We start from the raw sequence: 25,511 nt of genomic DNA, 5'->3' as shown, positions 1-25,511 counted from the left end.
TTCCCCCGTGGGAGCGAGCCTGCTCGCGAATGCGATGTCACCTTCAACATTGATGTTGACTGATAAACCGCTTTCGCGAGCAGGCTCGCTCCCACAAAGGGTTGAGTGCCAACCTTATTTAAGATTGCCGCTCAGGAATTGCTTCAGGCGTTCGCTTTTCGGGTTGCCCAGCACGTCTTCCGGCGCGCCTTCTTCTTCCACCAGACCCTGATGCAGAAACAGCACCTGATTCGACACCTTGCGCGCAAAACTCATTTCGTGGGTGACCATGATCATCGTCCGGCCTTCCTCGGCCAGGCCCTGAATCACTTTCAGCACTTCGCCGACCAGTTCCGGGTCGAGTGCCGAGGTCGGTTCGTCGAACAGCATCACTTCCGGTTCCATCGCCAGTGCCCGGGCGATCGCCACGCGCTGTTGCTGACCGCCGGAGAGAAACGCCGGGTATTGATCGGCGACCCGCGCCGGCAAGCCGACTTTGTCCAGATAACGTCGGGCGCGATCCTCGGCTTCCTGTTTGCTGCAGCCCAGCACCCGGCGCGGGGCCATGGTGATGTTTTCCAGCACGGTCATGTGGCTCCACAGGTTGAAATGCTGGAACACCATCGCCAGCCGCGTGCGCAGGCGTTGCAGTTCATCGGCGTCGGCGACGTGCATGCCGTGGCGGTCGGTGACCATGCGGATCGCCTGGCCATCGAGGCTCATGGCGCCGTCATTGGGTTGTTCAAGGAAATTGATGCAGCGCAAAAAGGTGCTTTTGCCCGAGCCGCTGGCGCCGATCAGGCTGATCACGTCGCCGGTTTTGGCCTTGAGCGAAACGCCTTTGAGCACCTGATGATCGCCATAGCTTTTGTGCAGGCCTTCAACGGTCAGTTTGTACATGGACGAGCATCCTCAAGGCGAAAGTAGGTAGCCGCTGCGATAGGCCTGGGCGCCCGCGACGTGGGCGATGACCATGCCGGCAGTGGCCATGCGCCGCAGCGAGCGCGCATACAGCAGGCCGGCGGCGGTGCAATGAATGGGGGTGACCTTGTCATGGATCGGGTCGATGATTTCGGCGATCTGCTGGCCGGCCTCCAAGTATTGGCCGGGCGTGGCGCAGTACACCAGCAGGCCGCCGACTGGCGTGGTCACCGGTTCGACCCCGGCCAGCGGCGTGGCCGGGTACGGTAGCGGCGGTTGCGGCTTGGTCTCGCCGACGATGGCATCGAACTGGATCAGATAGTCGATCAGCGCCTGACAATCGCGGCTGGCCAGCGGGTGATTGACGTCGCCCTGACCGCGCAATTCGACGGTCACCGAAAAGCTGCCCAGCGGAATCTCGAATTGCTCGCCGAAGCGCTCGCGCAGTTGCCACCAGAGCAGGGTGAAGCACTCGTCGAACGACTGCCCGCCGGAATCGGTAGCAAGCAGGCTAGCCTGCGCTTCCATGTAGCGCGCCAAGGGCTCGACCTGTGGCCAGGCTTCGGGCGTGGTGTACAGGTGCACCACCGATTCGAAGTCGCAGTGCAAGTCCAGCACCATGTCGGCATCGCAGGCCAGGCGTTGCAGGGTCAAACGCTGGGATTGCAGTTGTGTGGCCGGCGTCTGGCGGGCGAGGGCGTCGCGCAGGCTGGCGCGGATCAGTTCGAGGTTGTGCTGCGCATCGTCGTTCAGTTGGCCTTCGATGGCGTTGCCGATTTCTTCGCTGAGGTCGACGAACCAGCGATTGAAGTTCTGCCCGCTCTCCAGGTCGTAACGGCCCAGCGGCACGTCCATCAGCACTTGTTCGAGGCCGACCGGGTTGGCCACCGGCACGAGGACGATTTCGCTGCGCAGGCGGCCGGCAGCTTCCAGCTCGGCCAGACGCTGCTTGAGGTGCCAGGCGACCAGCATGCCCGGCAGTTCGTCGGCATGCAGCGAGGCCTGAATGTACACCTTGCCCTTGGCCTGCTGTGGGCCGAAGTGGAAACTGTGAATCTGCCGTGCGGTCCCCGGCAGCGGGGCCAGCAAGTCATGAATCTGGTGGCGCATTGTTATCTCTTTATTTTCAAACCGGGGCTAGTGAGTCGGCCCGAGGAAGGCCAGCCAGCGGCGTTCGGCAAGGCGGAACAGACCGACCAGCGCAAAAGTAATGGTCAGGTAGATCAGCGCGGCGATGCCGAATGACTGGAAGGTCAGGAAGGTCGCCGAATTGGCATCCCGCGCGACTTTCAGAATATCGGGAATGGTCGCGGTGAACGCCACGGTGGTCGAATGGAGCATCAGGATCACTTCGTTGCTGTAGTAAGGCAACGAACGGCGTAAGGCCGACGGCATGATCACGTAGGCGTACAGCTTCCAGCCGGTCAGGCCATAAGCCTTGGCCGCTTCGACTTCGCCATGGTTCATGCTGCGGATCGCCCCGGCAAAAATCTCCGTGGTGTACGCGCAGGTATTGAGCGCGAAAGCGAGGATCGTGCAGTTCATCGCGTCGCGAAAGAAACTGTCGAGGATCGGCTGTTCGCGCACGGCGGCGAGGCTGTAGATGCCGGTGTAGCAGATCAGCAACTGGATATACAGCGGCGTGCCACGGAACAGGTAGGTGTAGAACTGCACCGGCCAGCGAACGTAGAAGTGCGGCGAGACGCGGGCAATCGACAACGGAATCGAGACGATGAAGCCGATGCAGATCGAGGCGGTCAGCAGCCACATCGTCATCGCCAGCCCGGTGATGTTCTGGCCGTCGGTATAAAGGAAGGCGCGCCAATATTCCTGGAGAAGTTCGATCATCGTACGGCCTCCCGGGCACCGGCGGCGTAGCGGCGTTCGAGCCAGCGCAGGATGAAGTTCGAAGCACTGGTGATCAGCAGATAGATCAAGGCGGCAAGGACCAGAAAGTAGAACAGTTGATAGGTGCTTTTACCGGCGTCCTGCGCTGCCTTGACCAGATCGGCGAGGCCAATGATCGATACCAGCGCGGTGGCCTTGAGCATGACCATCCAGTTGTTGCCGATGCCTGGAAGGGCAAAACGCATCATTTGCGGAAACACCACGAAGCGAAAGCGCTGGCCACGTTTGAGGCCGTACGCGGTGGCGGCTTCGACCTGACCACGCGGCACCGCGAGGATGGCGCCACGGAAGGTCTCGGTGAAATACGCGCCATAAATGAAGCCCAGCGTCAGCACGCCGGCGCTGAACGGGTCGATTTCAATGTATTCCCATTCCATGTAGTCGGTCAGCGACGTCAGCCAGGTTTGCAGGCTGTAGAAGATCAACAGCATCAGCACCAGGTCCGGCACGCCGCGAATCAGCGTGGTGTAGAGCTGCGCGGGCAGGCGCACTAGTTTGACTTTCGACAGTTTGGCACTGGCGCCGAGCAGGCCGAGCAACACGGCCACCAGCAGCGACATCGCCGATAATTTGATGGTCATCCAGGTGCCTTGCAGCAGCAACGGGCCGAAGCCCTGCAGACTGAACGAGGCCAGCCCCAGATTTTGCAGGAGGGTTTCAAACATAAATCAGCAACCTGAGCGGATGGAAAAGGCGCCCATCGGGGATGGGCGCCGGGGCATTATTTGCCGCTGTACAGATTCAGGTCGCCAAAGTGTTTCTTTTGGATCTCGGCGTATTTGCCGTCGTCGTGTAACGCTTTGATACCTTTATCCAAAAGTGCTTTCAGCTCAGTGTTACCTTTCTTGATACCGACAGCGGTTTTGGCTGGCAGCAATTCGCTGTCGACCGGTTGGCTGATTTCATAATCAGCGCCTTTTGGCGACTTCAGAAAGCCCAGTTCGGCTTGCAGCATGTCCTGGATACCGGCGTCGAGACGGCCGGAGGTCAGGTCGGAGTACACCTGATCCTGGTTCTGATAGGCCTGGGTTTTCACACCGGCTTTGTCCAGCACGGCTTTGGCATAGGCTTCCTGAATGGTGCCTTGCTCATAGCCAACGGTTTTGCCTTTGAGTGAAGCGACATCGGCGGTGATGCCAGAGCCTTTCTTGAACACGTAAGCGGTCGGGCCGGAAAACAGTTCGCTGGAGAAGTCGATGACCTTCTCGCGCGCCGGGGTCACGGTCATCGACGAGATCACGCCGTCGAATTTGTTGGCCTTGAGGCCCGGAATCATGCCGTCGAAATCGCTTTCGACCCATTTGCACTTGACCTTCAGTTCGGCGCAGATCGCGTTGCCCAGATCGATATCGAACCCGACCAGGCTGCCATCGGCCGCTTTCGACTCGAACGGTGCGTACGAAGGGTCAACGCCAAAGCGCAGCTCTTTGTATTCCTTGGCCAGCGCGGAGCCGGCGGCCATGCACAACGCCAGTGCAGAAAGGGTCAGCAATGCTTTTTTCATTATTCAATCCCTAAGAACCAATATGAGCGCTTGTGGCGCAGAATTATTGTTACTGCAACGCTTACGACCTGTAGAAAGTAGCAATTTCCGAACCAGAGTGCCGAACAGGTGTTTTAAAAGGTCGAGTGCAGAGAGGCAAGGGTAGTTGAATGCCCGGAAACGGGCATTGCTGTTTGCATGCACTGTTTCGGTTCAAACGCGTGGCTGAGAGCAGGTAAAACTGTGGCAAGGGATTTGTCCCTGATGACTGATCGTTCCCACGCTCCTGCGTGGGAATGCATCAACGGACGCTCCGCGTCCGGCTCTGGGGGGACGCAGAGCGTCCCGGGCTGCATTCCCACGCAGAGCGTGGGAACGATCAGTGAAAAGGGGTTAGGCCAACAGATCCTGAAGGGTAGCGAGGCTGTCGGCTTCTTCGACGGTCTTGTCCTTGCGCCAGCGCAGCATGCGCGGAAAGCGCACGGCGATGCCGCTCTTGTGCCGGCGCGACAGGGCGATGCCTTCGAAGCCCAGTTCGAACACCAGGCTCGGCTTGACGCTGCTGACCGGGCCAAATTTCTCCACGGTAGTCTTGCGCACGATGCTGTCGACCTGACGCATCTCTTCATCGGTCAGCCCCGAATACGCCTTGGCGAACGGTACCAGCGAGCGCTGGCTGGATTCCGGCGGGCCGTCCCACACGGCGAAGGTGTAATCGCTGTACAGACTGGCGCGACGGCCGTGTCCGCGCTGGGCATATATCAGTACCGCGTCGACGCTGAACGGGTCGACCTTCCACTTCCACCACACGCCCATGTCCTTGGTCCGGCCGACGCCATACAACGAATCGCGCGCCTTGAGCATCATGCCCTCGACGCCGAGTTTGCGTGACGCTTCGCGCTGGCGGCCGAGGTCGAGCCAGTCTTCGCCGGTCAATACAGGGGAGGGCAGCAGTACCGGGCTGTTGCAGCGCGCGATCACCTCTTCGAGTTGCGCCCGTCGCTTGACCTGCGGCTGGTTGCGCCAGTCTTCGCCCTGCCATTCCAGCAGATCGTAGGCCAGCACCACCACCGGCACTTCTTCGAGAATCTTCTTGTCGAGGGTCTTGCGCCCGATGCGTTGCTGCAGCAGGGCGAACGGTTGCACGGCCGGCGGCTCATCGGATTGCGGATCGAAGGCATCTTCAGTAGTCGGATGGGTGCTCTTCCACACGACGATTTCGCCGTCGATCACCGTCCCGTCGGGCAAGCCGTGAACCAGCACATCGAACTCGGGGAAGCGCTCGGTCACCAGTTCCTCGCCGCGCGACCACACCCACAGCTTGCCGTCGCGCTTGACCACCTGCGCGCGGATACCGTCCCACTTCCATTCCACCTGCCAGTCGCTGGCGGGGCCGAGCAGAACTTCGAATTCCTCGACCGGTTGCGACAAGGCGTGGGCAAGAAAGAACGGGTAGGGCTGGCCGCCGCGCTGGGCATGTTCGTCGGCGGATTCCGGGGCGATCAGTTTCAGGTAACTGGCGGCGTTGGGCCGGTTCGACAGATCGGTGTAACCGACCAGGCGCTGTGCCACGCGCTTGCTGTCGAGCCCGGCCATTGAGGCGAGGGCGCGGGTGACCAGCAACTTCGACACGCCAACGCGGAAACTGCCGGTGATCAGCTTGATGCACAGCATCAGGCTCGGCCGGTCCAGTTGTGCCCACAACATTGGCAACTGGCGCGCCAGATACTCCGGCGTTTCGCCGCGAAGTGGCAGCAGCTTGTCTTCGATCCATTCGGCAAGACCGGCCTCGGAGCTGTGGGAATTTTCCGGTAGTACCAGAGAAATGGTCTCGGCCAGATCGCCGACGGCTTGGTAGCTTTCTTCGAACAGCCACGGCTCCAGTCCCGAAACTGCAACCGCCAGCTCACGGAGGATGCGCACCGGTACCAGCTGCCGAGGCCGACCACCGGAGAGGAAATATACCGCCCATGCGGCATCTTCCGGCGCGGCCTGCGCGAAGTACGCCTGCATCGCCGCCAGCTTGGCGTTGCTCGACGTGGTGGCGTCGAGTTCGGCATATAACTCGGCGAAGGCTTTCATGGCGATGTCTCGGCAACGGTGGGTTCGGTGGCGATGTTGTCGTCTTCGTCATCGCCGTATTCGGTGGTGAAGCCTTGTGCATCGAGGCCCTGTTCGCGCAGATGGCGCACGAGCACGCCGATCGAGCCGTGGGTGACCATCACCCGTTCCGCGCCGGTCTGGTTGATCGCCCACAGCAGGCCGGGCCAGTCGGCGTGATCGGAAAGGACGAAACCGCGATCGACGCCGCGCCGCCGCCGGGTCCCGCGCAGGCGCATCCAGCCGCTGGCAAAGGCATCGCTGAACTCGCCGAAACGACGCATCCAGGTACTGCCGCCTGCTGACGGCGGAGCAATGACCAGCGCCTGGCGCATGATCGGGTCGCTTTTTTTCACGTCGCCCGCATAAATCGTCGGCGGCAGGTACACGCCGGCATCGCGGTACACACGGTTCAGTGGTTCGACCGCGCCGTGGCTGAGGATCGGCCCGAGGGTTTCGTCGATGCCGTGGAGAATCCGCTGCGCCTTGCCGAAGGAGTAGCAGAACAGCACGCTGGCCTTGCCGGCGGCGATATTGGCCGCCCACCACTGATTGATCTCGGCGAAGATCTGCGCCTGCGGCTGCCAGCGATAGATCGGCAGGCCGAAGGTCGATTCGGTGATGAAGGTGTGGCAGCGCACCGGTTCGAATGGGGCGCAGGTGCCATCCGGCTCGACCTTGTAATCCCCCGATGCGACCCAGACTTCGCCGCCGTATTCCAGGCGCACCTGCGCCGAACCGAGGACATGTCCGGCGGGGTGAAAGCTCAGGGTCACGCCGTGGTGGGTCAGGCGCTGGCCGTAGTCGAGTGTTTGCAACTGGATGTCCTGACCCAGACGCGCGCGCAGAATCCCGGCGCTGGCGCTGCTCGACAGGTAGTGCTGATTACCGGTGCGCGCGTGATCGCCATGGGCATGGGTGATCACCGAACGCTCGACCGGCCGCCACGGATCGATATAGAAATCCCCGGCGGGGCAGTAGAGACCTTCAGGTCGGGCAATAACAAGATCCATGTCGTGACCGGAATGGGGGGCTTGTTAGCTATGAGGCGGGCGTAAGGCTGGAAGTTCGATCGGCTTTAAAGCGCTACCCTCACCCCAGCCCTCTCCCAGAGGGAGAGGGGGCCGACCGAGGTATCTGGTGAGGTACATCGACCTGGGGGACCGAGTTGAATATGGATCCGGCACAGCCTTGAGCCTGATCCAATGTTGGATTCACCGTCTCTCTTTCAGGTCGGCGCAAGACCCAAGCATCCCCCAATCAGTCCCCTCTCCCTCCGGGAGAGGGCTAGGGTGAGGGGCTGTTGATCTTTGCTCTATTTCCCGGGCGTCAGGGTCAAACGGGTCTTGCCATACACCCGATCAAAGTTTTGCGGCTGCATCGGCAGGCCGATGTACTGACCTTTCAGCCACGCATCGATCCCGTTCAGGTAGTTCGGACTCAGTGGATTGCCCGACTGCCCCGTACCGTTCTGCGCCATCAGTGGCTCGCTCTGGCCGAAGTCGACGATAAAACGCATCGACGGCGCGCGCGTGGTGACGAAGTCCTGGCCCCAGGCAAATGCCGAGCTGTTCAGCGTGGTGTGATCGCCTCCAGCCGCCAGCGGCCCGCGTACAGTCTGACCGTTGCTGTTTTTCCACGCATAGCTGTGCAGTTTGCCCCACTGCCAGGCGCGATGATCGCCGCCCAACTGGCTGTCGCCCGCTGTAATCGCTGCAGCGAGACTGCGGGCGAGAATCACGGATTTGTCTTCCTTCTGCGGCGTGCGCAGGTCATCCCAGAACGGACTGTCCTCACGCCCCAAGAGATGATCGGCCTGCGCCGCGTAGGACAGATCGCCATTGGCGACAAAGGCCTTCCACGCCGGGCTCGACTCAGGACCCAGTTCATCGAGGAAGATCTGCTTCATGCTTTCCTGCAGAAACAGTTCGTAGATCGCCGCATCCGCCGAGGTCGGGCTGAGCTTGCCGTCGAACGCCATCAAACGGGTGAAGGCTTCGCGGGCCTTGCTGCGCTCGGCTTCCGGCAGGGCGTCGATCGCCTGTTTCAGCGGTTGTTTCATGCCCGGCGCTTCCAAGACTTTTTTCAGCTTGGCGGCGAAGGTGGTGGTCTGGTCGTACTGCATGGCGATCACGCTGCGGCTGTCGTGCTTGCCGCTGCCAGCCATTTCCGCCAAGCGTTCGCCGCGCTCCGGTGCCGCCCAGGATTTCGACAACTGCATGCCGTAGCCGTCGGGGATGACGCGCTGGTTGGCGGTGCCGAGCCAGCCTTGTGCCGGGTCCTGATCGTAGGGGTGCAGCATCGGGTCGGCGTAACCGTCCCAGTCGTAGCGACCGTCCCAGCCCGGCGAGGGCAGGAGGCCTTCGCCTTCGCGACGGTTGGGGAAGCGCCCGGTGACTTGCCAGCCGATATTGCTCGCATCGGCAAAGACCAGATTGAGGGTAATGGCGCGGATTTCGCGGCTGGCGTCCGAGGCGCGCTCGACGTTCTGCGCGCGGGTCAGGTCGAAGAAGGCATCCAGGGTTTTGTCGTCGGTGAAGCTTGGCGTCTGCAGGGCGAGGCCGAAACCGCTGCCCTGCACCGCTGCCTGGGCACTGTTGAGCAGCGCGCCGTGGCGGGTTTCGTACACGGCTTCGCGAATCGGCCGCTGGCCTTTGACGAAGTAGGTCTCGTTGCGCACGCCCAGCGGCTGCCATTTGCCGTTGACTTCGTAAGTGAGGCTGCTGCCCTGACGGCGGATTTTCTCGAGGAACAGATCCTGGTTATCGCCGAGCACGCTGGTCATGCTCCACGCCACTTTGCCGTTGAAGCCGCCGAGCACCATCGGCAGACCGGCAACCGTGACGCCGGCGGCCTGATATTTCGGCGCACGGATCTGCACGAAACTCCACAGCGACGGCGCGGCCAACGGCCCGTGCGCATCGCTGGCCAGCAGGCTCTTGCCGCTGCGGCTGCGTTGCGGGGCGATCGCCCAATTGTTCGCAGTCGGCGTGGCGAGCAGGTTCAGCGCCGACAGTTGCTGGCTGGCGCTGCTCAGTTCCGTCAGCCCCGGAATCTGCCCGTTGAGCTTGAGGCCTTGCAGCTTGTCGGCTTCAGCCACTGGCAGGTTTTCATCAGGCGCCGACGGGCTCAGCCAGGCGAGTTTGTCAGTGGTCACGGTTTGCGCGAGCACCAGCGACTGGATTTCCTCCGGCAGGTTGGCCGACTGGCTGAAATTCAGCAGGGCAAAAATCAGCGCCGAATCTTCCGGTTTCCAGTATTCGGGCTTGTAACCGCTGGCGGCGAGGTCGCCCGGCAACTTGTCGGCGTAGCGGAACAGGTAGGCGTTGACGCCCCGTGCATACACCTCGAAGAAGCGCTTGAGCCGCGGCGACGAGGCCTTGTACAGCTCGCCGGCGCTCTTCTTCAGATTGACCGCGCGCATGTAGCGGTCGGCATCGAGCATCGACGCGCCGGACATTTCCGCCAACCGGCCCTGGGCCAACAGGCGCAGGGTGACCATCTGGTTGATACGGTCGCTGGCGTGGACGTAACCGAGACTGAACAGCGCGTCATGGAAGCTGTTGCTTTCGATCAGCGGCATACCCATCGCATTGCGCCGCACCGAAACGTTCTGCGCCAGGCCCTTGAGCGGTTGCACGCCGGAGGTCGGTGGCAGGCTGTCCTGGGCGTTCCAGGTCTGGCAACCGGACAGGCCGAGGACACCGGCCACCGCTGCGGCGACGCCGAACCGGGGAAGGAAATGTGTAAGGGCTGGCGAGGCCATGGCGAAGCTCCTGCGGGGGTATAAGGCTGGGGGCGCAATAAAGCCGCTACGTTAGTGACGGCGCGAGGGCCGCGCAAGCGGGGCGAGTGGTTATTTATGCAGTTGTCGGCTGATCGGTCAGGGTTGTGGCGGTTGCTTGTGGGAAAGCGCTGATGTTGAACTACGGAACAAGTCCCGAGCCCTGTCAGGAGAAAGATCGCTATGGAGCTTCAAAGCAACGCTGCGCTGATCATCATCGACCAGCAGAAAGGCATTCTGCATCCGCGTCTGGGGCGGCGGAATAATCCTCGGGCCGAAGAGCGAATGCTTGAGTTATTGGCGCTGTGGCGGCGGTGCGGGCGCCCGGTGGTTCACGTGCAGCACTTGTCGCGCTCGCCTGATTCGGTGTTCTGGCCCGGGCAGGACGGAGTGGAGTTTCAACCGCGCTTTGCGCCGCAGGAGGGTGAATGGCTGATTCAGAAACAGGTGCCGGATGCGTTTTGCGCCAGTGGGTTGGAGGCTCAGTTGCGTGAGGCTGGGATCGGGCAATTGATCATCGTCGGTGTCGCGACCAATAACTCGGTTGAATCAACGGCGCGCACTGCGGGCAACCTGGGGTTCGACACGTGGGTGGCGGAGGATGCGTGCTTTACCTTCGACAAGGCCGATTATTTCGGCACACCGCGTACCGCTGAAGAGGTGCACGGGATGTCGCTGGGCAATCTGCATGGGGAGTATGCGACGGTGGTCAGCTCTGCCCTGATTCTGACAGCCAACTGATAGACCTGTGGGAGCTGGCTTGCCAGCGATTGCGGTGAATCAGGCGACATCAATGCAGGGATGTGCCGCCCTATCGCTGGCAAGCCAGCTCCCACAGGGGCTGCGCAGGTTCACAAAAATGTGTTGAGTGCAGATCAACTGTGGGAGCGAGCCTGCTCGCGAAAGCGGTGTGTCAGGCGAAGAAGACCTTCGCCAGTGACATCAAGCGCCGTGGCACTTCTTGAATTTCTTGCCGTTGCCGCATGGGCAAGGGTCGTTGCGGCCGACATCTTTCAGGGCGTTGCGCACCGGTTCCTGGTGGGCGTGGCCGCAGTTCGGGCCGTGGACATGGCCATGGTCGTGATCGTGATGGTGGTCATGATCGTGGTTGCAGTCAGGGCCATGGACATGGGGTTGCTGGGTCATCGAGGTCACTCCGGAGTTAGATCGGCGGGGATTATCACGCCATTGCGCTCAAGGTGCACGTAGTGGGCGATGAATAAACCGGTTTCCATTTCCCCCTGCAATCGATAGGGAATCTGCTGGTGCGGATTTTTCAGCAGTTTCACCACCTGTTTGACCTTCGGCCACAGGTTGGTGCGGATCGGCACTTTGAAGTAAGCGCTGCGCTTGGGCCCGACAGTAAACCAGTGCTCATGCTCGCCTTCGGTGAGCAGCATGTCGGCCAGGTGAATCCGGTATTCGAGGCCGCGCACGGTCAGGTCGCTGTCGTTGGGATTGTCGACGCGAAAGTGCAGGATGAATTTTTGCTCGAGCAGTTTGGCCCGCACCACCTCGACTTTCACCAGATGCACGGCGGGCTCGACGCTTTCGTCGCTGAACCACGAGGCACAGCCGCCGAGGTTTACGATCAGCATCAACAGCAGAAAATGTAATGTGCGCCGACGACCGAGCATGAAATTGACTCCCTTTGTGCCCAGTCTAGACCTTAAAAGATTTCAGCCTTCGGCTAATCCCGTGTAAGAGCGGCCGAAGGCTCGGGCCGCGATCGGACGATCTTTTGATCTTCAGCTCAAGCGCCGAAATAACCCGAACAACACTTCTTGAACTTCTGGCCGCTGCCACACGGGCAGCCGTCATTGCGCCCCAGCTTCATCTGCACCGTCGGATCGATGAAGTACCAGCGCCCGCCGTTCTGGACAAAGGATGAGCGCTCGCGATGGCTGTGCTCGCCCTGGCTGTCATGCCAGCGCGCGGTGAAGGTGACAAAGGCGTGTTCCGGCTGACCGCCAAAGACTTCCGAGCTTTCAACCTCAAGGCCGAGCCAGGTGCTTTGCGCACTCCAGTCGCTGATCGATTGTCGGTTCAGCCCCGCCTGTTGCGCGGGCAGGGTAGTCGCTACCAGATAGTCGATCAGCCCCAGCACATAAGCGCTGTAGCGCGAACGCATCAAGGCTTCGGCACACGGTGCCGGGTGGCCGTCGTGATAAGGGCCGCAGCAGGCGTCCAGCAGATTGCCGCTGCCGCATGGGCAAATGGCTGTACTCATTGCATTACCACCAGTATTTCCCGAAGTTTTCCGGATTGGCCCAGAAGCGTGAATTGAGCCAGTCGGGGACTTGTTTGTAGTCAAGCAGATCGTAGGTGAACAGGGTCAGCACCTGCTCGTCGCGCTGGAAACGCTCGCTGGCCTGCAGGGCCAGCGAATAGAAATCGGTTTCCTGCCAGCCACTGGCCGCCAGATCCGCCAGCACCGCGATGCGACTGGCGTTGAGATTGCGAATGCCGCCCAACAGATTCAGGCCGTCGCGCTTGGGCAAATGTTCCAGGCAATCGACTACCAGCGCCAGATCGAAGCGTTGCGCGGCCAGCTCAGCCGGCAGTGCGCCGGGTGCGGCATGGGCGACCACTGTGTCGGGATGCGCGTCCTTGAAAGCGCTCAAGGCGGGAAACTCGCTGGCGCCGATCAGCAGCAGACGGGCCGGGGCGTAGCGATCCAGCAAAGCGGCCAACGCCTGTTGTGGCGTGCGCGAAGAAATGGCGGCGTTCATCGAAGCTCCTCAGTCAGACCGCCAAGACTAGCCTGCCAGACCGCGTCGGCAAAGCGCCCGGTGGCGGCGGTTTTCGTCAAAAGAGGCAAACCCCTGTGAACACGGTCGCAAACAGCGGTGGCCTATTGCTGGCGGAGATTAAAACTCCGGTCTTTACTCCCTGAATCGGTTTTAAGCCGATCCCTCAGGAGAAAACTAGATGAGCATAGTTCGGACAGCATTACCCTTGGTTCTGCTAACCAGTGTGTTGACTGGTTGTGCAGGTTTGCAGAAAACCGACTGGCCGACCTGTGCGGCGGTCGGCGGTGTGGTCGGTGCCGGTCTCGGCGCGACGGAAAGCGCATCGTGGGCTGGCTACGGTGCGCTGCTGGTCGGCGGTACGGCAGCGGCTTACTGCTGGGTGCATGGTGATGGCGATGAAGACGGCGATGGCGTGCCGGACAGTCGTGACAAGTGCCCGGGCACACCTAAAGGCGTGCAGGTCGATGCTGACGGTTGCCCGCCACCGACGCCTGCGCCAGTGGTCGAAGAAGCGGTTGTGGTCAAGGAAGAAACCATCGTCATTCGTGATGTGCATTTCGAGTTCGACAAAGCCACGCTGACCGGCCCTGACAAGCAAGTGCTGGACAAGGTCGCCGATCGCCTGAAGCAGGAATCCTCTACCGCGCAACTGACCGTGACCGGTCACACCGACAGTGTCGGCAGCGATGCCTACAACAAGAAACTGTCGGATCGTCGTGCGCACTCGGTGGTGGAATACCTGATCCAGCAGGGTGTACCGCGTGCCAGCTTCGTTTCGGTGTCGGGCCTTGGTGAAAGCCAGCCTGTGGCTGACAACAAGTCGGCTGATGGTCGTGCGCAGAATCGTCGCACCGAAATCAAAATCGTCCGCTAGCCCCTCTCGCATCCGCGGCTTGTGCAGTCGCGGATGCGGGTCTTTACTCCTGAGTAACCGGTATGGGCCGGTACACAGGAGCGTTCACAAATGCGTGTTTTCTCAAGGTCCGTCTTGCCGGTGCTGCTGCTTGGCAGCTTGCTCACCGGTTGTGCCACTCACAGCGATGGCACCGCCCCCCTCAATCAACGTACGTGGCCGATCTGCAGCCTGCTTGGCGGCCTGGTCGGCGGCGGTCTTGGCGCCATCGAAAGCGCCGGCTGGGCCGGTGGCGGCGCGGCACTGGGGATCGTCACCGGCGGGCTGATCTGCTACGCCCAGGATGGCGACGAAGACAGCGACGGCGTGTTCGACCGCCGCGACCGCTGCCCGGACACACCGGAAAACACCGAAGTCGATCACCGTGGCTGCCCGCTGCCGCAATATCCGGTCGCAGTCAAACCGGTCGAACCGGCGCCGCAAACCGAAGTGATCACCTTGAGCGATGCCGGTAACGTGCTGTTCGATTTTGACAAGTCCGATCTGACCCCGGCGGCAAAAGCCCAGCTCGACACCTTGATGGACAAGCTGCGCAATGCCGATGTGGTCAGTATCAAAGTCATCGGGCACACCGACAGCAAAGGCTCCGACGCCTATAACCAGGCATTGTCGGAACGCCGCGCCAGCAGTGTCGCGGCGTATCTGCTGAGTCAGGGCCTGGCGCCGAACAAACTCACCAGCGAAGGCCGAGGCGAGAGTGAGCCGGTCGCCGATAACGCTACTGATGAAGGCCGCGCGGAAAATCGCCGGGTCGAGTTGCACATCAATCGATAGGAAACCTCTGTAGTACGCAGGCTAGAGCTGCCGGGTCGGGATCGTCGTCCCGGCAGCCATTTCATCAGCGTTTGCACAAAATTCATTTTTCCCTCTGGCTTATCGCCCGCAGAAGCCGGTACTGTGCGTGCAAAGAATAATTCGCAACACGGGGGAGCGTATGAAGGTGTTCTGGGGGCTGGGGCGTTTGCTGACCCTGCTGTTCTGCTGCGTGGTACTGGCCAATCAACTGGTGCCGTTTGTTCATCCGCTGCATCTGCTGGTCAATCTGGCCGGCGCTCTGTTGTTGCTGATTCATCTACTCGAAGCGCTGCTGTGCAATCGCAGTCTCAAGGGGCGTCCGCATCCCTGGCGTGACCGTGGCCGCATCCTGTTGTTCGGCGTTTTTCACCTGCAAACCATCCCGGCCCCGGCCGCTCCGGAGGCTTCTTCCCATGCGTAAACTCTGCCTGCTCGCTGCATTCATCAGTCCACTGGCCTGCGCCCAGGTGGTCAACGTGCAAAGCAATTCGCTGATGCGTTTGCCCAACACCACCAGCACACTGCAGCTGGAGAAGCTGGAAGTCGCCGATTACGGCACCTTGCTGATCCCGTCCAACGTGACTGAATTGAACATTGATGAACTGCGCCTGGGCCACGAAGCACGTATTGCTATCGTTCCGGCTGAACAAGCGCTGGAAGTGAAGGTCAAGCGCGCTGAGTTGAGCGAGGGCAGCCAGATCACCGCGCGCGGCGCCCCCGGCACTTATGAAAAAGCGGCCCGGGCCGGGCGCAATCTAAATCTGCAATTCCAGGCCCTGAGCGCGCCGCAACTGACGGTCGATGCCCGTGGCGGCAGGGGCGCGCCGGGTTTCGTCGGCCTCGACGGCGGCAACGGTGAAGATCCGGGCTGCACCTATGGCTCGGCCGGCCACGGCGCCGATGGCAGTGACGGCAGCGATGGCCAGCCAGGTGCGCCGGGTGCGCTGGTGCGCCTCGCCGTACCACGGGATTTCCCGGTCGAGCTGATCAAAGTCAACGTGGCTGGCGGTGCCGGCGGCCCGGCGGGTGTCGGCGGCAAGGCGGGCAAGGGTGGCAAGTCCAAGGGCTGCCTGGTGTACCGCGCAGATGGCGGCAAGAACGGCAAGGCCGGCGCGGATGGCCAGCCTGGGCCGGAGGGGGCAGCGGGTTCGGTTACCGTGCAACGGCTCTAAAACTGTGACCCACTCTCTGATCAATAAAATGCTTTGGTGAGTGAAGATCTTTGGTGAGTGAAATTATGTGGCGAGGGGATTTATCCCCGCTGGGTCGCGAAGCGGCCCCGCTCTAAAAATCAAAAGCGGGACTGCTACGCAGCCCAGCGGGGATAAATCCCCTCGCCACAACTGTGTTCACAGCAGAAAAATAGTGCGATTCAGAGCATCGGCCGAGCCGCAGCCACGGCCACCAGCACCAACCCGACAAGCAGATTGAGCCCCACCACCCGGCGAATCCGCCCCAGCACCGCCGCACCCGCCGGCCAATCCTTCGCCTCAACCGCCTTGCGCAACTCTGGCAACATCAACCCCTGAATGCGGATGAACAGTGCCGTCATCACCACGTACAAGCCGATCATCACCTGCACGTACTTCGGCGCGGTTTCAAATCCGACCTGCTGCAGATGCAGCATGCCCACGCCGCTGATCGGAAACAGGATCACTGCGACCCAGACCCAACGGAAAAAACCTTGAAACACTTCCACCCACAGGGTCAGGCGAGCTGGGCCGTCCAGAGCCTTCACAGCCGCAGGGCGCAAGACCATCCAGGCGAAAAACATGCCGCCAACCCACACCAGAGCGGCAAGGACATGCAGGGGGTAAACGAGGCTAAAAGGTGTCATTCGGGCACTCCGTTCTGCGCAGGATCGATTAGGCAGGTATGATAGCCGCCGAACCAAACTACTGAAAATTTATCCAGCGTTTCCAGCGCCCGACACTCAATGATCAGCACTGAACTCAAAACCACGATCCAGGGCGCCTATTCGCGTTTTCTAGAGGCCAAGAGCCTCAAGCCGCGTTACGGCCAGCGCCTGATGATCGCCGAAATCGCCAAGGTCCTCGGGGATATCGACACCGATGACGAAGGCCGGCGCAGTGGCGACCCCGCGATTGTCGCGGTGGAAGCCGGCACCGGTACCGGCAAGACGGTGGCCTACAGCCTGGCGGCGATCCCTACGGCGAAACTGGCCGGCAAGCGTCTGGTGATTGCCACCGCGACCGTCGCCCTGCAAGAGCAGATCGTCTACAAGGATCTGCCTGACCTGATGCGCAACAGCGGGCTGAATTTCAGCTTCGCCCTGGCCAAGGGCCGTGGCCGCTACATGTGCCTGTCCAAACTCGACATGCTGCTGCAGGAAGGCCACGCACAAACCGCCACCGCGCAGTTGTTCGAAGAAGAAGGCTTCAAGATCGAAGTCGACGAGGCCAGTCAGAAGCTGTTCACCAGCATGATCGAAAAGCTCGCCGGCAATAAGTGGGACGGCGACCGCGACAGCTGGCCGAACGCGCTGGAAGACGCCGACTGGGCGCGTCTGACCACCGATCACAGTCAGTGCACCAACCGTCATTGCCCGAACTTCGGCCAGTGCGCCTTCTACAAGGCCCGCGAAGGCATGGGCAAGGTTGACGTGATCGTCACCAACCACGACATGGTCCTGGCTGACCTGGCACTGGGCGGCGGCGCCGTGCTGCCCGACCCGCGCGACACAATTTACGTGTTCGACGAAGGTCACCACCTGCCGGACAAGGCCATCGGCCACTTCGCTCACTACACGCGCCTGCGCTCCACCGCCGACTGGCTGGAAACCACCGCCAAGAACCTCACCAAGCTGCTGGCCCAGCATCCGCTGCCGGGCGATCTCGGCAAGCTGATCGAGCAGGTGCCCGAGCTGGCACGGGAGATCAAGACCCAGCAGCAGTTCATGTTCACCGCCTGCGAGCAGATCGCCGATTTCAAACCCGGCGAAGACGTCGAAGGCCGCGAACGTCCGCGACATCGCTTTGTCGGCGGGGTGATTCCCGAGGACATGCGCGAGATGGGCATCGAGCTGAAAAAAGGCTATTCGCGCCTTAACGACCTGTTCCAGCGCCTGACCGACCTGCTCAAGGAAGGCATGGACGGTGAGGTCAATATCGGCATCGCCAGCAATCAGGCCGAAGAATGGTATCCGTTGTTCGGCAGCTTGTTGTCCCGCGCTTCCGGCAACTGGGAATTGTGGACCGCGTTCACCGCCGAAGACCCGGAAGACAGCCCGCCGATGGCGCGCTGGCTGACCCTGGCCGAAAGCGGTTCGCTGTTCGATATCGAGGTCAACGCCAGCCCGATTCTGGCGGCGGAAACCTTGCGTCGCAGTTTGTGGAACGTCGCGTACGGCTGCCTGGTGACCTCGGCGACGCTGACGGCGCTGGGCACTTTCGACCGTTTCCGCATGCGCGCCGGTCTGCCGAAAAAAGCTGTCACAGCGGTGGTGCCGAGCCCGTTCCATCATGCCGATGCCGGCGTGCTGCGCGTGCCGGATCTGAAGGCCGACCCGCGCGATGCCGCTGCCCATACGGCGGCGATCATCCGTGAACTGCCCGATCTGGTCGAAGGGTCGCGTGGCACGCTGGTGCTGTTCTCCTCGCGCAAGCAAATGCAGGACGTGTTCGACGGTCTCGACCGCGACTGGCGCAAGCAAGTGTTCATTCAGGGCAACCTGTCGAAACAGGAAACCCTCAACAAGCACAAGGCGCGAGTCGATGGCGGTGATTCCAGCGTGCTGTTCGGGCTGGCCAGTTTTGCCGAGGGTGTCGATTTGCCGGGTGCCTACTGCGAGCACGTGGTGATCGCCAAGATTCCATTCTCGGTGCCCGACGATCCGGTCGAAGCTGCGTTGTCGGAGTGGATCGAGGCGCGTGGCGGCAATCCGTTCATGGAAATCTCAGTGCCCGATGCCTCGCTGAAACTGGTTCAAGCCTGCGGGCGTCTGCTGCGCACCGAAGAAGACCGCGGCACCATCACCTTGCTCGACCGGCGTCTGGTCACCCAGCGCTACGGCAAGGCGATCCTCAATGCGTTGCCTCCTTTCCGTCGTGAAATATCCTGAGACACGGGTGGGCCGATTGGCGCGCCGCGTTATCTATCTCTCTGCCACCGCTTTTTCACTGGCCTTGACTGGTCGTTAGGGAGAACTCCGTTCTTATGATCCGCCGTTCGTTGCCCGCTGTTCTCGCCATGTTCTTTGCCGCGCCGTTGCTGGCCGCGCCCGCCGGTCAGCAGACGCTGTTCAACTTCGTGCGCCCGGCCGACGTGGTCAAGGTCGCCACGGAAAACGCCGACCTGCCCCAGGCCAATGCCGAACAGACCGCCGAAGGCGAAGTGCTGCGCCGGGTGACGTTCAACCCGGTCGCCCGACCGACCTTGCGCCTGACCCCGCAGACCGGTGCCTGGGACTGGTCGCAGTCCGGCATGATGACTTTGCGTCTGCAAAGTGCGATGAACTGGGCGGTAACAGTCTATGTGCAGATCCAGAGCAACGATGGTCGCACTCTGGTCAGCCGCGTCGATCTGCCGGCCGGCCCCGCGCAGACCTTGCTGGTGCCGCTGGTGGCTTCGACGCCGCTGAGCCAGGGCATGAAAGCCGGGCCGCCGATGCCGATGACCGTCGATGGCCAACGCATCCTGCTGGCCAGTAGCACCGGCGAGATCGACCGCAGCCAAGTGGTCTCGGTGAGTCTGTCGCTGGATCAGCCGAAAGTTGCGCAGAGCCTGTTGCTCGAGCGTTTCGGCGTGCAGGACGGCGAGTCGGTGACGCGCGCGGTGTACGGCAATCTGGTCGATGCTTACGGGCAGTCAACCCGTAGTAAATGGCCGGAAAAAGTCAGCAGCGACGAGCAACTGAAAAACGCCGCCAGCAAAGAGCAGCAACAGCTGAATACGTGGCTGGCCGAGCGTGAAAAGGCTTCGCTGGACAAGTTCGGCGGCTGGAACAAAGGCCCGGCGTTCAAGGCCAGCGGCTTCTTCCGCACGGAAAAACGCGATGGCCGCTGGTATCTGGTGACGCCTGAAGGCCACCCGTTCTATTCGCTGGGCGTCAACACCGTCAGCCCGCAGGTCAACCAGACCTACGTGGCTGGTCGTGAGTACATGTTCGAATCGTTGCCGAAGAACGACGACCCGCTGGCCGCGCATTTCGGCGAGGGCGACAACCGTGGCGGCAACGGTGCCGATCAGGGCCGTGGCTACGGCAACGGCCGCTGGTACGACTTCTATGGCGCCAATCTGCAACGCCTGTACGGCGAACCGTGCAAGGCGGACAGCGACAACAAGGCCGGGATTGCCGAAGCGGCGAAGGCGGGCGCGGCTGAGGCCGGCTCGGTGCAGGCTGCTGAGACTGCAGCGGTGCCTGCCGAGCCGAAATCCGGTATTGCCGAAGCGGCGCAGACCGATGCGGTGCAAGCGTCCAACGAGGAAACCGCCCCGTGCAAAGCCACAATTGATGAAGAACGCTGGACCCGCCATACCCTCGATCGGCTGCAAGCCTGGGGCTTCAACACGGTAGGCAACTGGAGCGCGCCGTCGCTGGCGGATGCTGAGCGCGTGCCGTACACCTTGCCGCTGTCGATCGTCGGCGATTACACCAGCATCAGCACCGGCAGCGATTGGTGGGGCGGCATGCCGGATCCGTTCGATCCGCGTTTCGCCATGGCCACCGAGCGCGCCGTGGCCATTGCCGCCCGCGATCACCGTGACGACCCCTGGCTGATCGGTTATTACGCCGACAACGAACTGGCCTGGGCTGGCCCTGGCGACGATCCAAAGGCTCGCTACGCGCTGGCCTACGGCACGTTGAAAATGACCACCGACGTGCCGGCCAAACGCGCCTTTCTCAAGCAATTGCGCGACAAGTATCGCAATCAGGCCGGACTGTCCAAGGCCTGGGGTATCGAGCTACCGGCGTGGGAGTTGATGGAAGATCCAGGCTTCGTGCCGCCACTGCCGAACCCGGAGCATCCGGAGATCGAAGCGGATTTCAAATACTTCCAGAAGGTCTTCGCCGATACCTATTTCAAGACCATTTCCGATTCGCTGAAATGGCACGCGCCGAACCAGATGCTCCTTGGCGGTCGTTTCGCCACCAGTACGCCTGAAGCCGTGGCGTCCTGCGCGCAGTACTGCGATGTGTTGAGCTTCAACATGTACACGCTCAAGCCGCAGGACGGCTACGACTTCGCCGCGCTGACGGCGCTGGACAAACCGGTGCTGATCACCGAATTCAACTTCGGCTCGGCCGACCGAGGGCCGTTCTGGGGCGGCGTGACGCAGCTGGCCAAGGAGGAAGATCGCGGCCCGGCCTATGCCAACTTCCTCAAACAGGCGCTGAGCGAACCGTCGATTGTCGGCGTGCACTGGTTCCAGTATCTCGACCAACCGGTGACCGGGCGTTTGCTCGACGGCGAGAATGGCCATTTCGGTCTGGTCGGTGTGACCGATCTGCCGTATCAGGGATTTGTCGAGGCGGTGCGCAAAAGTAATCTGCAGGCGCTTGAGCAACTGGGCAAGGAGGCGCAGAAAACTCCGGCGGCGGAAGTTGAAGGCGGGCGCAAGGCCGAGGCTGGCAAAGCTGCGGAGGCTGCACAGGCGGGTGGGCATTCGGGGAATGGTCACTAGGTTTCCGACCGCGTTATCGTTCTTCGCGAGCAGGCTCGCTCCCACAGGGGATCTGCGCTGCTGTTGAGATCCAGTGTGGGAGCGAGCCTGCTCGCGAAGGAAGCAACACAAATTGCCGAGCAACCGTCTGGCCCGCGCCTGTTCCCAAATCCCTCAAGGGCTGGAACAATGCGGGCCACTTTGTAGAGCGTTTTCGCGGGGGAGTTGCGGGTGCAGATTCAGGGACATTACGAGCTTCAATTCGAAGCGGTGCGCGAGGCTTTCGCCGCACTGTTCGACGATCCCCAGGAACGCGGCGCAGCCCTGTGCATCAAGGTCGGTGGAGAAACCGTCCTCGACCTCTGGTCCGGTACTGCCGACAAGGACGGCGCCGAGGCTTGGCACAGCGACACCATCGCCAACCTGTTCTCCTGCACCAAGACCTTCACCGCCGTTACCGCGCTGCAACTGGTGGCCGAAGGCAAGTTGCAACTCGACGCCCCGGTTGCCCGCTACTGGCCGGAATTCGCCGCCGCCGGCAAAGAATCCGTCACCCTGCGCCAATTGCTTTGCCATCAGGCCGGCCTGCCGGCGCTGCGCGAACTACTCGCGCCTGAAGCGCTTTACGACTGGCAAACCATGGTCGACGCCCTCGCGGCCGAAGCGCCATGGTGGACTCCGGGCACCGGTCACGGTTATGCCGCGATCACCTACGGCTGGCTGGTCGGCGAATTGCTGCGCCGCGCCGACGGTCGTGGGCCGGGCGAGTCGATCGTCGCTCGGGTCGCCAAACCGTTGGGCCTGGATTTCCACGTGGGCCTGGCCGACGAAGAGTTTCATCGCGTGGCGCACATTGCCCGTGGCAAGGGCAACGCCGGCGACGCTGCGGCGCAGCGCCTGCTGCAAGTGACCATGCGCGAACCGACTGCCATGACCACCCGCGCCTTCACCAATCCGCCGTCAGTGCTGACCAGCACCAACAAGCCGGAATGGCGCCGCATGCAGCAGCCTGCGGCTAACGGCCACGGCAATGCGCGCAGCCTCGCCGGGTTTTACGCCGGCCTGCTCGACGGCAGCCTGCTCGAGAGCGAGATGGTCGAAGAGCTGACCCGTGAGCACAGTCTTGGCGATGACAAGACCTTGCTCACCCGCACCCGTTTCGGCCTCGGCTGCATGCTCGATCAACCGGACGTGCCCAACGCCACCTACGGCCTCGGCCCGCGCGCGTTCGGCCATCCCGGGGCGGGCGGTTCGATCGGTTTTGCTGATCCTGAGCACGATGTGGCTTTCGGTTTCGTGACAAATACCCTGGGGCCTTACGTTTTGATGGATCCGCGCGCGCAAAAGCTGGCGCGGGTGCTTGCCACTTGTCTGTAAAGCTTCAACAGAGGTTCCAGGGTCGGAACCTCGAAGGGATTTTCGTTTCAAAACGGCTGTTTATCCGGGCGAAAGTGCTCTGATTTTTCATTACTTCATTTTGTGGATTTTCAATGTCATCTAAAAAGACCCTCGCCCTGGCCCTGTGTGTAGCGATCACCGGTTGCGCACAGACTCCGAAAAACGATGCAGATGGCGGCAGTTGGTGGCCATTCGGTTCTTCCGACAAAGTCGCGGCCAAAGATTCGACTTCGGCTCCAGCTCCTTTGAAACCTGCGGCGACCGCGCCAGTGGCCAAGGCTGAGAGCAGCAACCCGTGGTACTGGCCGTTCGGTTCCAGCGATGAAGCGGTCAAGGCTGATCTGAAAGCCGAGGTCAAACCTGAAGCCAAACCGGTCGAGGTGGCCAAAGCCGAGGCGCAGTCCAATGGCAAATGGTGGTGGCCGTTCGGCGGCAAGGACCAGCCAACCGCCAAAGCCGTGCCGATGCCGGATCCGAAGGTGACTCAGGCCTGGCTGGATGACTACGAGCCGCGTCTGCGTGAAGCGGTGAAGGACAGCAATCTGCAACTCGAGCGTCGCGACAATGTGCTGGTAGTGACGGCGCCGGTCGAAGGCTCGTTCAATCCAGACCGCCCGGCGATGCTGCTGCCGGTCACCCTTGGCCCGTTCACTCGCGTAGCGAAAATCCTTGAAGCCGACCCGAAAACCGCAGTGCTGGTGCTCGGTCACAGCGATACCAGCGGTGCTGCGCCGGCCAACGTCAAACTGAGCCAGGAGCGTGCGCAATCGGTGGCGGCGATCTTCCGCCTCAGCGGCTTGCAACGTGATCGCCTGATGCTGCGCGGCATGGGTTCCGAAGCGCCGCGTGCGGCCAACGACAGCGTTGAAGGCCGTGCCTTGAACCGTCGCGTCGAACTGCTGGTGACTCCGCAGAACACCATGGTTGCGCTGCTGAGCAAATACAACATGCCAGCACCGAAGCCTGTAACGATGGTCGCTGCGCAAGACGTCAAGCCAGTTGCCAAACCGGTTACCCCGGCGCCTGCGGCGAAAAAAGCCGCTGTGCCGGCGGCGAAAAAGGCGCCAGCCAAGAAAACCGCCGCCAAGGCTCCTGCGAAGAAGGCACCGGCCAAGGCTCCAGCGAAAAAAACTGCACCAGCCAAAGCCGCCGCGACCGACAAGAAAGTCGCCGCAGCCGACGCCGCCAAGAAGTGATCCGCTAACGAAAAGGAATCCGCCATGACCCAGGCTCTGGCCGATATGCGTCGCGACTACACCCGTGACGGTTTGACCGAGGCGCAAGCCCCGGCCGAGCCGTTTGCGCTGTTTCACCAGTGGTTCGCCGATGCGGTGAAAACCGAGCAGGCGCCGGTAGAAGCCAATGCCATGACCCTGGCCACGGTTGATGCCGACGGTCGTCCGCATTGCCGCATTTTGTTGCTCAAGGGCCTGGACGAGCAGGGCTTCACCTTCTTCACCAACTACGACAGCGCCAAGGGCCAGCATCTGGCGGCCAACCCGTTTGCCGCCATGACCTTCTTCTGGCCAACCCTGGAGCGCCAGGTGCGCATCGAGGGGCGGGTGGTCAAGGTCACGGCGCAAGAGTCCGACGCGTATTATCAGGTGCGTCCGCTGGGCAGCCGCCTCGGCGCTTGGGCCTCGCCGCAGAGCCGAGTCATCAACGGTCGTGGTGAGCTGGAGGATTTGCTCAAGGCCACCGAGCAACGCTTCAGCGACAGCCAGCCGCACTGCCCGGAACATTGGGGTGGTTACCGCTTGTTGCCCGAGCGCATCGAATTCTGGCAGGGCCGTCCGAGCCGCCTGCACGATCGCCTCAACTACCGCCTCCAGGGCACCGAGTGGATTCTGGAACGACTGGCACCCTGAGCAGTCTACCGAGCGAGATAAACGCGGATGGCGCAGGATCGCTGATTTGACGCTACCTTGAGTGGACGCTCGCGGGCATCTGTACCAGGCCTGAATGGAAGCCAATTTTATCCGGATGGTGTCGTGACAGGCGCCAGGCCACGGGGTTTAATGAACACATGTTCTTTTGGAGTTGATGCTATGCGTAAGTCTGTTCTGCTGGTTGCTTCTTTTTCGACGATGGCGATGTTGCTGACCGGCTGCCAATCGAGCCTCACCGGCGACTCCTACTCCCGTGACGAAGCGCGTCGTGTGCAGACGATTCGCATGGGCACCATCGAATCCCTGCGCCCGGTAAAAATCGAAGGCACCAAGACCCCGATCGGCGGCGCAGCAGGCGCAGTGGTCGGCGGCGTCGGCGGCAGTGCTATCGGCGGCGGCAAGGGCAGCATCGTTGCTGCGGTCATCGGCGCAGTGGCCGGCGGCCTGCTTGGCTCGGCCACCGAAGAAGGCCTGACCCGCACCCAAGGCGTGGAAATCACTGTCCGCGAAGACGACGGCAGCATGCGCGCCTATGTGCAGCAGGTTCAGGAGAATGAAGTATTCCGCGTTGGCGAGCGGGTACGGATCTCCACCGTTGGCGGAACCAGCCGCGTTTCGCACTAAGCGGGAAGCTGGGTAAAAGAAAACCCCGATCAGGTGACTGGTCGGGGTTTTTCTTTGTTTGTGAATTGCTCATTCAGTATGTGGAGCAGGTGCCCATGAAGTATTCGAGGCCCTTTGGAAAACTGACGTTGAGCAGGGTTTCCAATGCGGTTACCTGATCCTGAGTCAACAACAGCTCGCCGGGTTCCACCTCATCCAAGGGCTTGGATTCAATGAGCTGGGCCACTTTTTCATGCATCTCGCTGCCTGTGATATCCAGCTCGAATTGCAAGGAGTCATCTTGGACTTCGTCAGGGAAGAATCCGGTAATCGAAAGAAAGCGCATGAAGAACTCATCCCG

The 25,511-nt window shown here is 61.6% G+C and carries 25 protein-coding genes; 11 read left to right on the top strand and 14 right to left on the bottom strand.

Features of this window, described 5'->3' with window-relative positions; all coding sequences use genetic code 11:
• Positions 1-114: 114 nt before the first annotated feature.
• From AC0IXA_RS08500 to AC0IXA_RS08465, 8 genes are all read right to left on the bottom strand, one after another.
• Positions 115-879 (bottom strand): ABC transporter ATP-binding protein, encoded by a 765-nt coding sequence (locus AC0IXA_RS08500; protein ID WP_041478066.1) that lies wholly within the window; start codon positions 877-879, stop codon positions 115-117.
• Between the two features lie 12 nt (positions 880-891).
• Positions 892-2,010, bottom strand: a complete 1,119-nt coding sequence (locus AC0IXA_RS08495) for a succinylglutamate desuccinylase/aspartoacylase family protein (RefSeq protein WP_471812594.1) — start codon at positions 2,008-2,010, stop codon at positions 892-894.
• 27 nt (positions 2,011-2,037) lie between these two features.
• Positions 2,038-2,748 (bottom strand): ABC transporter permease, encoded by a 711-nt coding sequence (locus AC0IXA_RS08490; RefSeq protein ID WP_041478064.1) that lies wholly within the window; start codon positions 2,746-2,748, stop codon positions 2,038-2,040.
• On the bottom strand, positions 2,745-3,473 hold the full coding sequence (locus AC0IXA_RS08485; RefSeq protein WP_016771383.1) for an ABC transporter permease: 729 nt from the start codon (positions 3,471-3,473) through the stop codon (positions 2,745-2,747). Before AC0IXA_RS08485 ends, AC0IXA_RS08490 begins: the two co-directional genes overlap by 4 nt.
• 56 nt (positions 3,474-3,529) lie before the next feature.
• Positions 3,530-4,312, bottom strand: coding sequence for a transporter substrate-binding domain-containing protein (locus AC0IXA_RS08480; protein ID WP_042608231.1), 783 nt, complete (start codon positions 4,310-4,312; stop codon positions 3,530-3,532).
• 372 nt (positions 4,313-4,684) lie between these two features.
• Entirely contained in the window at positions 4,685-6,373 is a 1,689-nt protein-coding gene (locus tag AC0IXA_RS08475) for an ATP-dependent DNA ligase (protein WP_122505745.1), read from the bottom strand.
• Positions 6,370-7,404: a ligase-associated DNA damage response exonuclease gene (locus tag AC0IXA_RS08470; RefSeq protein WP_217852534.1), complete on the bottom strand. Its 1,035-nt coding sequence runs from the start codon at positions 7,402-7,404 to the stop codon at positions 6,370-6,372. The genes AC0IXA_RS08475 and AC0IXA_RS08470 overlap by 4 nt, the downstream gene beginning before the upstream one ends.
• A 302-nt stretch (positions 7,405-7,706) precedes the next feature.
• Positions 7,707-10,157, bottom strand: a complete 2,451-nt coding sequence (locus tag AC0IXA_RS08465; protein ID WP_471812591.1) for a penicillin acylase family protein — start codon at positions 10,155-10,157, stop codon at positions 7,707-7,709.
• Positions 10,158-10,358: 201 nt separating this feature from the next.
• Between AC0IXA_RS08465 and AC0IXA_RS08460 the strand changes: the two genes are divergently transcribed.
• Positions 10,359-10,916, top strand: coding sequence for a cysteine hydrolase family protein (locus tag AC0IXA_RS08460; protein ID WP_471812589.1), 558 nt, complete (start codon positions 10,359-10,361; stop codon positions 10,914-10,916).
• A gap of 201 nt (positions 10,917-11,117) precedes the next feature.
• On the opposite strand, the gene AC0IXA_RS08455 is transcribed toward AC0IXA_RS08460, so the two are convergent.
• From AC0IXA_RS08455 to AC0IXA_RS08440, 4 genes are all read right to left on the bottom strand, one after another.
• On the bottom strand, positions 11,118-11,321 hold the full coding sequence (locus AC0IXA_RS08455) for an SEC-C metal-binding domain-containing protein (RefSeq protein ID WP_003198420.1): 204 nt from the start codon (positions 11,319-11,321) through the stop codon (positions 11,118-11,120).
• Positions 11,322-11,326: 5 nt separating this feature from the next.
• The gene (locus tag AC0IXA_RS08450) at positions 11,327-11,812 is read right to left on the bottom strand and encodes an LEA/WHy family protein (RefSeq protein ID WP_471812587.1); all 486 of its coding nucleotides are present in this window, start codon (positions 11,810-11,812) and stop codon (positions 11,327-11,329) included.
• A 116-nt stretch (positions 11,813-11,928) separates the two neighbouring features.
• Positions 11,929-12,405 carry a YchJ family protein gene (locus tag AC0IXA_RS08445; protein WP_016770618.1) on the bottom strand — a complete coding sequence of 159 codons (477 nt, stop codon included), beginning with the start codon at positions 12,403-12,405 and terminating at the stop codon, positions 11,929-11,931.
• Between the two features lie 4 nt (positions 12,406-12,409).
• Positions 12,410-12,907, bottom strand: coding sequence for a DUF6231 family protein (locus AC0IXA_RS08440; RefSeq protein ID WP_039762620.1), 498 nt, complete (start codon positions 12,905-12,907; stop codon positions 12,410-12,412).
• A gap of 199 nt (positions 12,908-13,106) precedes the next feature.
• Here AC0IXA_RS08440 and AC0IXA_RS08435 point away from each other — a divergent pair, with 199 nt between their 5' ends.
• The 4 genes from AC0IXA_RS08435 (at position 13,107) to AC0IXA_RS08420 (ending at position 15,808) form a co-directional block, all read left to right on the top strand.
• A complete protein-coding gene (locus AC0IXA_RS08435; protein ID WP_024011908.1) occupies positions 13,107-13,802 on the top strand; it encodes a PA1041 family peptidoglycan-binding anchor lipoprotein in 696 nt (231 codons plus the stop codon).
• Between the two features lie 90 nt (positions 13,803-13,892).
• Positions 13,893-14,615 carry a PA1041 family peptidoglycan-binding anchor lipoprotein gene (locus AC0IXA_RS08430; protein ID WP_024011909.1) on the top strand — a complete coding sequence of 241 codons (723 nt, stop codon included), beginning with the start codon at positions 13,893-13,895 and terminating at the stop codon, positions 14,613-14,615.
• A 160-nt stretch (positions 14,616-14,775) separates the two neighbouring features.
• A complete protein-coding gene (locus tag AC0IXA_RS08425) occupies positions 14,776-15,057 on the top strand; it encodes a DUF1145 domain-containing protein (protein WP_471812584.1) in 282 nt (93 codons plus the stop codon).
• Positions 15,050-15,808, top strand: coding sequence for a collagen-like triple helix repeat-containing protein (locus AC0IXA_RS08420; protein ID WP_133335095.1), 759 nt, complete (start codon positions 15,050-15,052; stop codon positions 15,806-15,808). Before AC0IXA_RS08425 ends, AC0IXA_RS08420 begins: the two co-directional genes overlap by 8 nt.
• A gap of 200 nt (positions 15,809-16,008) precedes the next feature.
• On the opposite strand, the gene AC0IXA_RS08415 is transcribed toward AC0IXA_RS08420, so the two are convergent.
• Complete coding sequence (locus AC0IXA_RS08415; protein ID WP_471812582.1) at positions 16,009-16,473, bottom strand: CopD family protein; 465 nt, start codon at positions 16,471-16,473, stop codon at positions 16,009-16,011.
• A gap of 99 nt (positions 16,474-16,572) precedes the next feature.
• Between AC0IXA_RS08415 and dinG the strand changes: the two genes are divergently transcribed.
• The 6 genes from dinG (at position 16,573) to AC0IXA_RS08385 (ending at position 25,171) form a co-directional block, all read left to right on the top strand.
• Complete coding sequence (gene dinG / locus AC0IXA_RS08410) at positions 16,573-18,717, top strand: ATP-dependent DNA helicase DinG (RefSeq protein WP_024011911.1); 2,145 nt, start codon at positions 16,573-16,575, stop codon at positions 18,715-18,717.
• 95 nt (positions 18,718-18,812) lie between these two features.
• Entirely contained in the window at positions 18,813-21,281 is a 2,469-nt protein-coding gene (locus AC0IXA_RS08405; RefSeq protein WP_471812580.1) for a beta-galactosidase, read from the top strand.
• 210 nt (positions 21,282-21,491) lie between these two features.
• Positions 21,492-22,637: a serine hydrolase domain-containing protein gene (locus tag AC0IXA_RS08400; protein ID WP_341638631.1), complete on the top strand. Its 1,146-nt coding sequence runs from the start codon at positions 21,492-21,494 to the stop codon at positions 22,635-22,637.
• Between the two features lie 113 nt (positions 22,638-22,750).
• On the top strand, positions 22,751-23,854 hold the full coding sequence (locus AC0IXA_RS08395) for an OmpA family protein (protein ID WP_186568211.1): 1,104 nt from the start codon (positions 22,751-22,753) through the stop codon (positions 23,852-23,854).
• Positions 23,855-23,878: 24 nt separating this feature from the next.
• Complete coding sequence (gene pdxH / locus AC0IXA_RS08390) at positions 23,879-24,526, top strand: pyridoxamine 5'-phosphate oxidase (protein ID WP_130902007.1); 648 nt, start codon at positions 23,879-23,881, stop codon at positions 24,524-24,526.
• Positions 24,527-24,706: 180 nt separating this feature from the next.
• Positions 24,707-25,171 (top strand): outer membrane lipoprotein, encoded by a 465-nt coding sequence (locus AC0IXA_RS08385; RefSeq protein ID WP_016771369.1) that lies wholly within the window; start codon positions 24,707-24,709, stop codon positions 25,169-25,171.
• Between the two features lie 73 nt (positions 25,172-25,244).
• Here AC0IXA_RS08385 and AC0IXA_RS08380 read toward each other — a convergent pair whose 3' ends face one another.
• A complete protein-coding gene (locus AC0IXA_RS08380; protein WP_471812578.1) occupies positions 25,245-25,496 on the bottom strand; it encodes a pyocin S6 family toxin immunity protein in 252 nt (83 codons plus the stop codon).
• Positions 25,497-25,511 lie beyond the last annotated feature (15 nt).

The organism is Pseudomonas sp. AC083, assembly GCF_979253165.1.
This window is presented reverse-complemented; position numbering and strand designations above follow the sequence as displayed.

Bases quoted from the DNA above. Each gene is read 5' to 3' on its own strand.
- AC0IXA_RS08500 (WP_041478066.1), bottom strand. From the start codon at position 879: ATGTACAAACTGACCGTTGAAGGCCTGCACAAAAGCTATGGCGATCAT.
- AC0IXA_RS08495 (WP_471812594.1), bottom strand. From the start codon at position 2,010: ATGCGCCACCAGATTCATGACTTGCTGGCCCCGCTGCCGGGGACCGCA.
- AC0IXA_RS08490 (WP_041478064.1), bottom strand. From the start codon at position 2,748: ATGATCGAACTTCTCCAGGAATATTGGCGCGCCTTCCTTTATACCGAC.
- AC0IXA_RS08485 (WP_016771383.1), bottom strand. From the start codon at position 3,473: ATGTTTGAAACCCTCCTGCAAAATCTGGGGCTGGCCTCGTTCAGTCTG.
- AC0IXA_RS08480 (WP_042608231.1), bottom strand. From the start codon at position 4,312: ATGAAAAAAGCATTGCTGACCCTTTCTGCACTGGCGTTGTGCATGGCC.
- AC0IXA_RS08475 (WP_122505745.1), bottom strand. From the start codon at position 6,373: ATGAAAGCCTTCGCCGAGTTATATGCCGAACTCGACGCCACCACGTCG.
- AC0IXA_RS08470 (WP_217852534.1), bottom strand. From the start codon at position 7,404: ATGGATCTTGTTATTGCCCGACCTGAAGGTCTCTACTGCCCCGCCGGG.
- AC0IXA_RS08465 (WP_471812591.1), bottom strand. From the start codon at position 10,157: ATGGCCTCGCCAGCCCTTACACATTTCCTTCCCCGGTTCGGCGTCGCC.
- AC0IXA_RS08460 (WP_471812589.1), top strand. From the start codon at position 10,359: ATGGAGCTTCAAAGCAACGCTGCGCTGATCATCATCGACCAGCAGAAA.
- AC0IXA_RS08455 (WP_003198420.1), bottom strand. From the start codon at position 11,321: ATGACCCAGCAACCCCATGTCCATGGCCCTGACTGCAACCACGATCAT.
- AC0IXA_RS08450 (WP_471812587.1), bottom strand. From the start codon at position 11,812: ATGCTCGGTCGTCGGCGCACATTACATTTTCTGCTGTTGATGCTGATC.
- AC0IXA_RS08445 (WP_016770618.1), bottom strand. From the start codon at position 12,405: ATGAGTACAGCCATTTGCCCATGCGGCAGCGGCAATCTGCTGGACGCC.
- AC0IXA_RS08440 (WP_039762620.1), bottom strand. From the start codon at position 12,907: ATGAACGCCGCCATTTCTTCGCGCACGCCACAACAGGCGTTGGCCGCT.
- AC0IXA_RS08435 (WP_024011908.1), top strand. From the start codon at position 13,107: ATGAGCATAGTTCGGACAGCATTACCCTTGGTTCTGCTAACCAGTGTG.
- AC0IXA_RS08430 (WP_024011909.1), top strand. From the start codon at position 13,893: ATGCGTGTTTTCTCAAGGTCCGTCTTGCCGGTGCTGCTGCTTGGCAGC.
- AC0IXA_RS08425 (WP_471812584.1), top strand. From the start codon at position 14,776: ATGAAGGTGTTCTGGGGGCTGGGGCGTTTGCTGACCCTGCTGTTCTGC.
- AC0IXA_RS08420 (WP_133335095.1), top strand. From the start codon at position 15,050: ATGCGTAAACTCTGCCTGCTCGCTGCATTCATCAGTCCACTGGCCTGC.
- AC0IXA_RS08415 (WP_471812582.1), bottom strand. From the start codon at position 16,473: ATGACACCTTTTAGCCTCGTTTACCCCCTGCATGTCCTTGCCGCTCTG.
- dinG (WP_024011911.1), top strand. From the start codon at position 16,573: ATGATCAGCACTGAACTCAAAACCACGATCCAGGGCGCCTATTCGCGT.
- AC0IXA_RS08405 (WP_471812580.1), top strand. From the start codon at position 18,813: ATGATCCGCCGTTCGTTGCCCGCTGTTCTCGCCATGTTCTTTGCCGCG.
- AC0IXA_RS08395 (WP_186568211.1), top strand. From the start codon at position 22,751: ATGTCATCTAAAAAGACCCTCGCCCTGGCCCTGTGTGTAGCGATCACC.
- pdxH (WP_130902007.1), top strand. From the start codon at position 23,879: ATGACCCAGGCTCTGGCCGATATGCGTCGCGACTACACCCGTGACGGT.
- AC0IXA_RS08385 (WP_016771369.1), top strand. From the start codon at position 24,707: ATGCGTAAGTCTGTTCTGCTGGTTGCTTCTTTTTCGACGATGGCGATG.
- AC0IXA_RS08380 (WP_471812578.1), bottom strand. From the start codon at position 25,496: ATGCGCTTTCTTTCGATTACCGGATTCTTCCCTGACGAAGTCCAAGAT.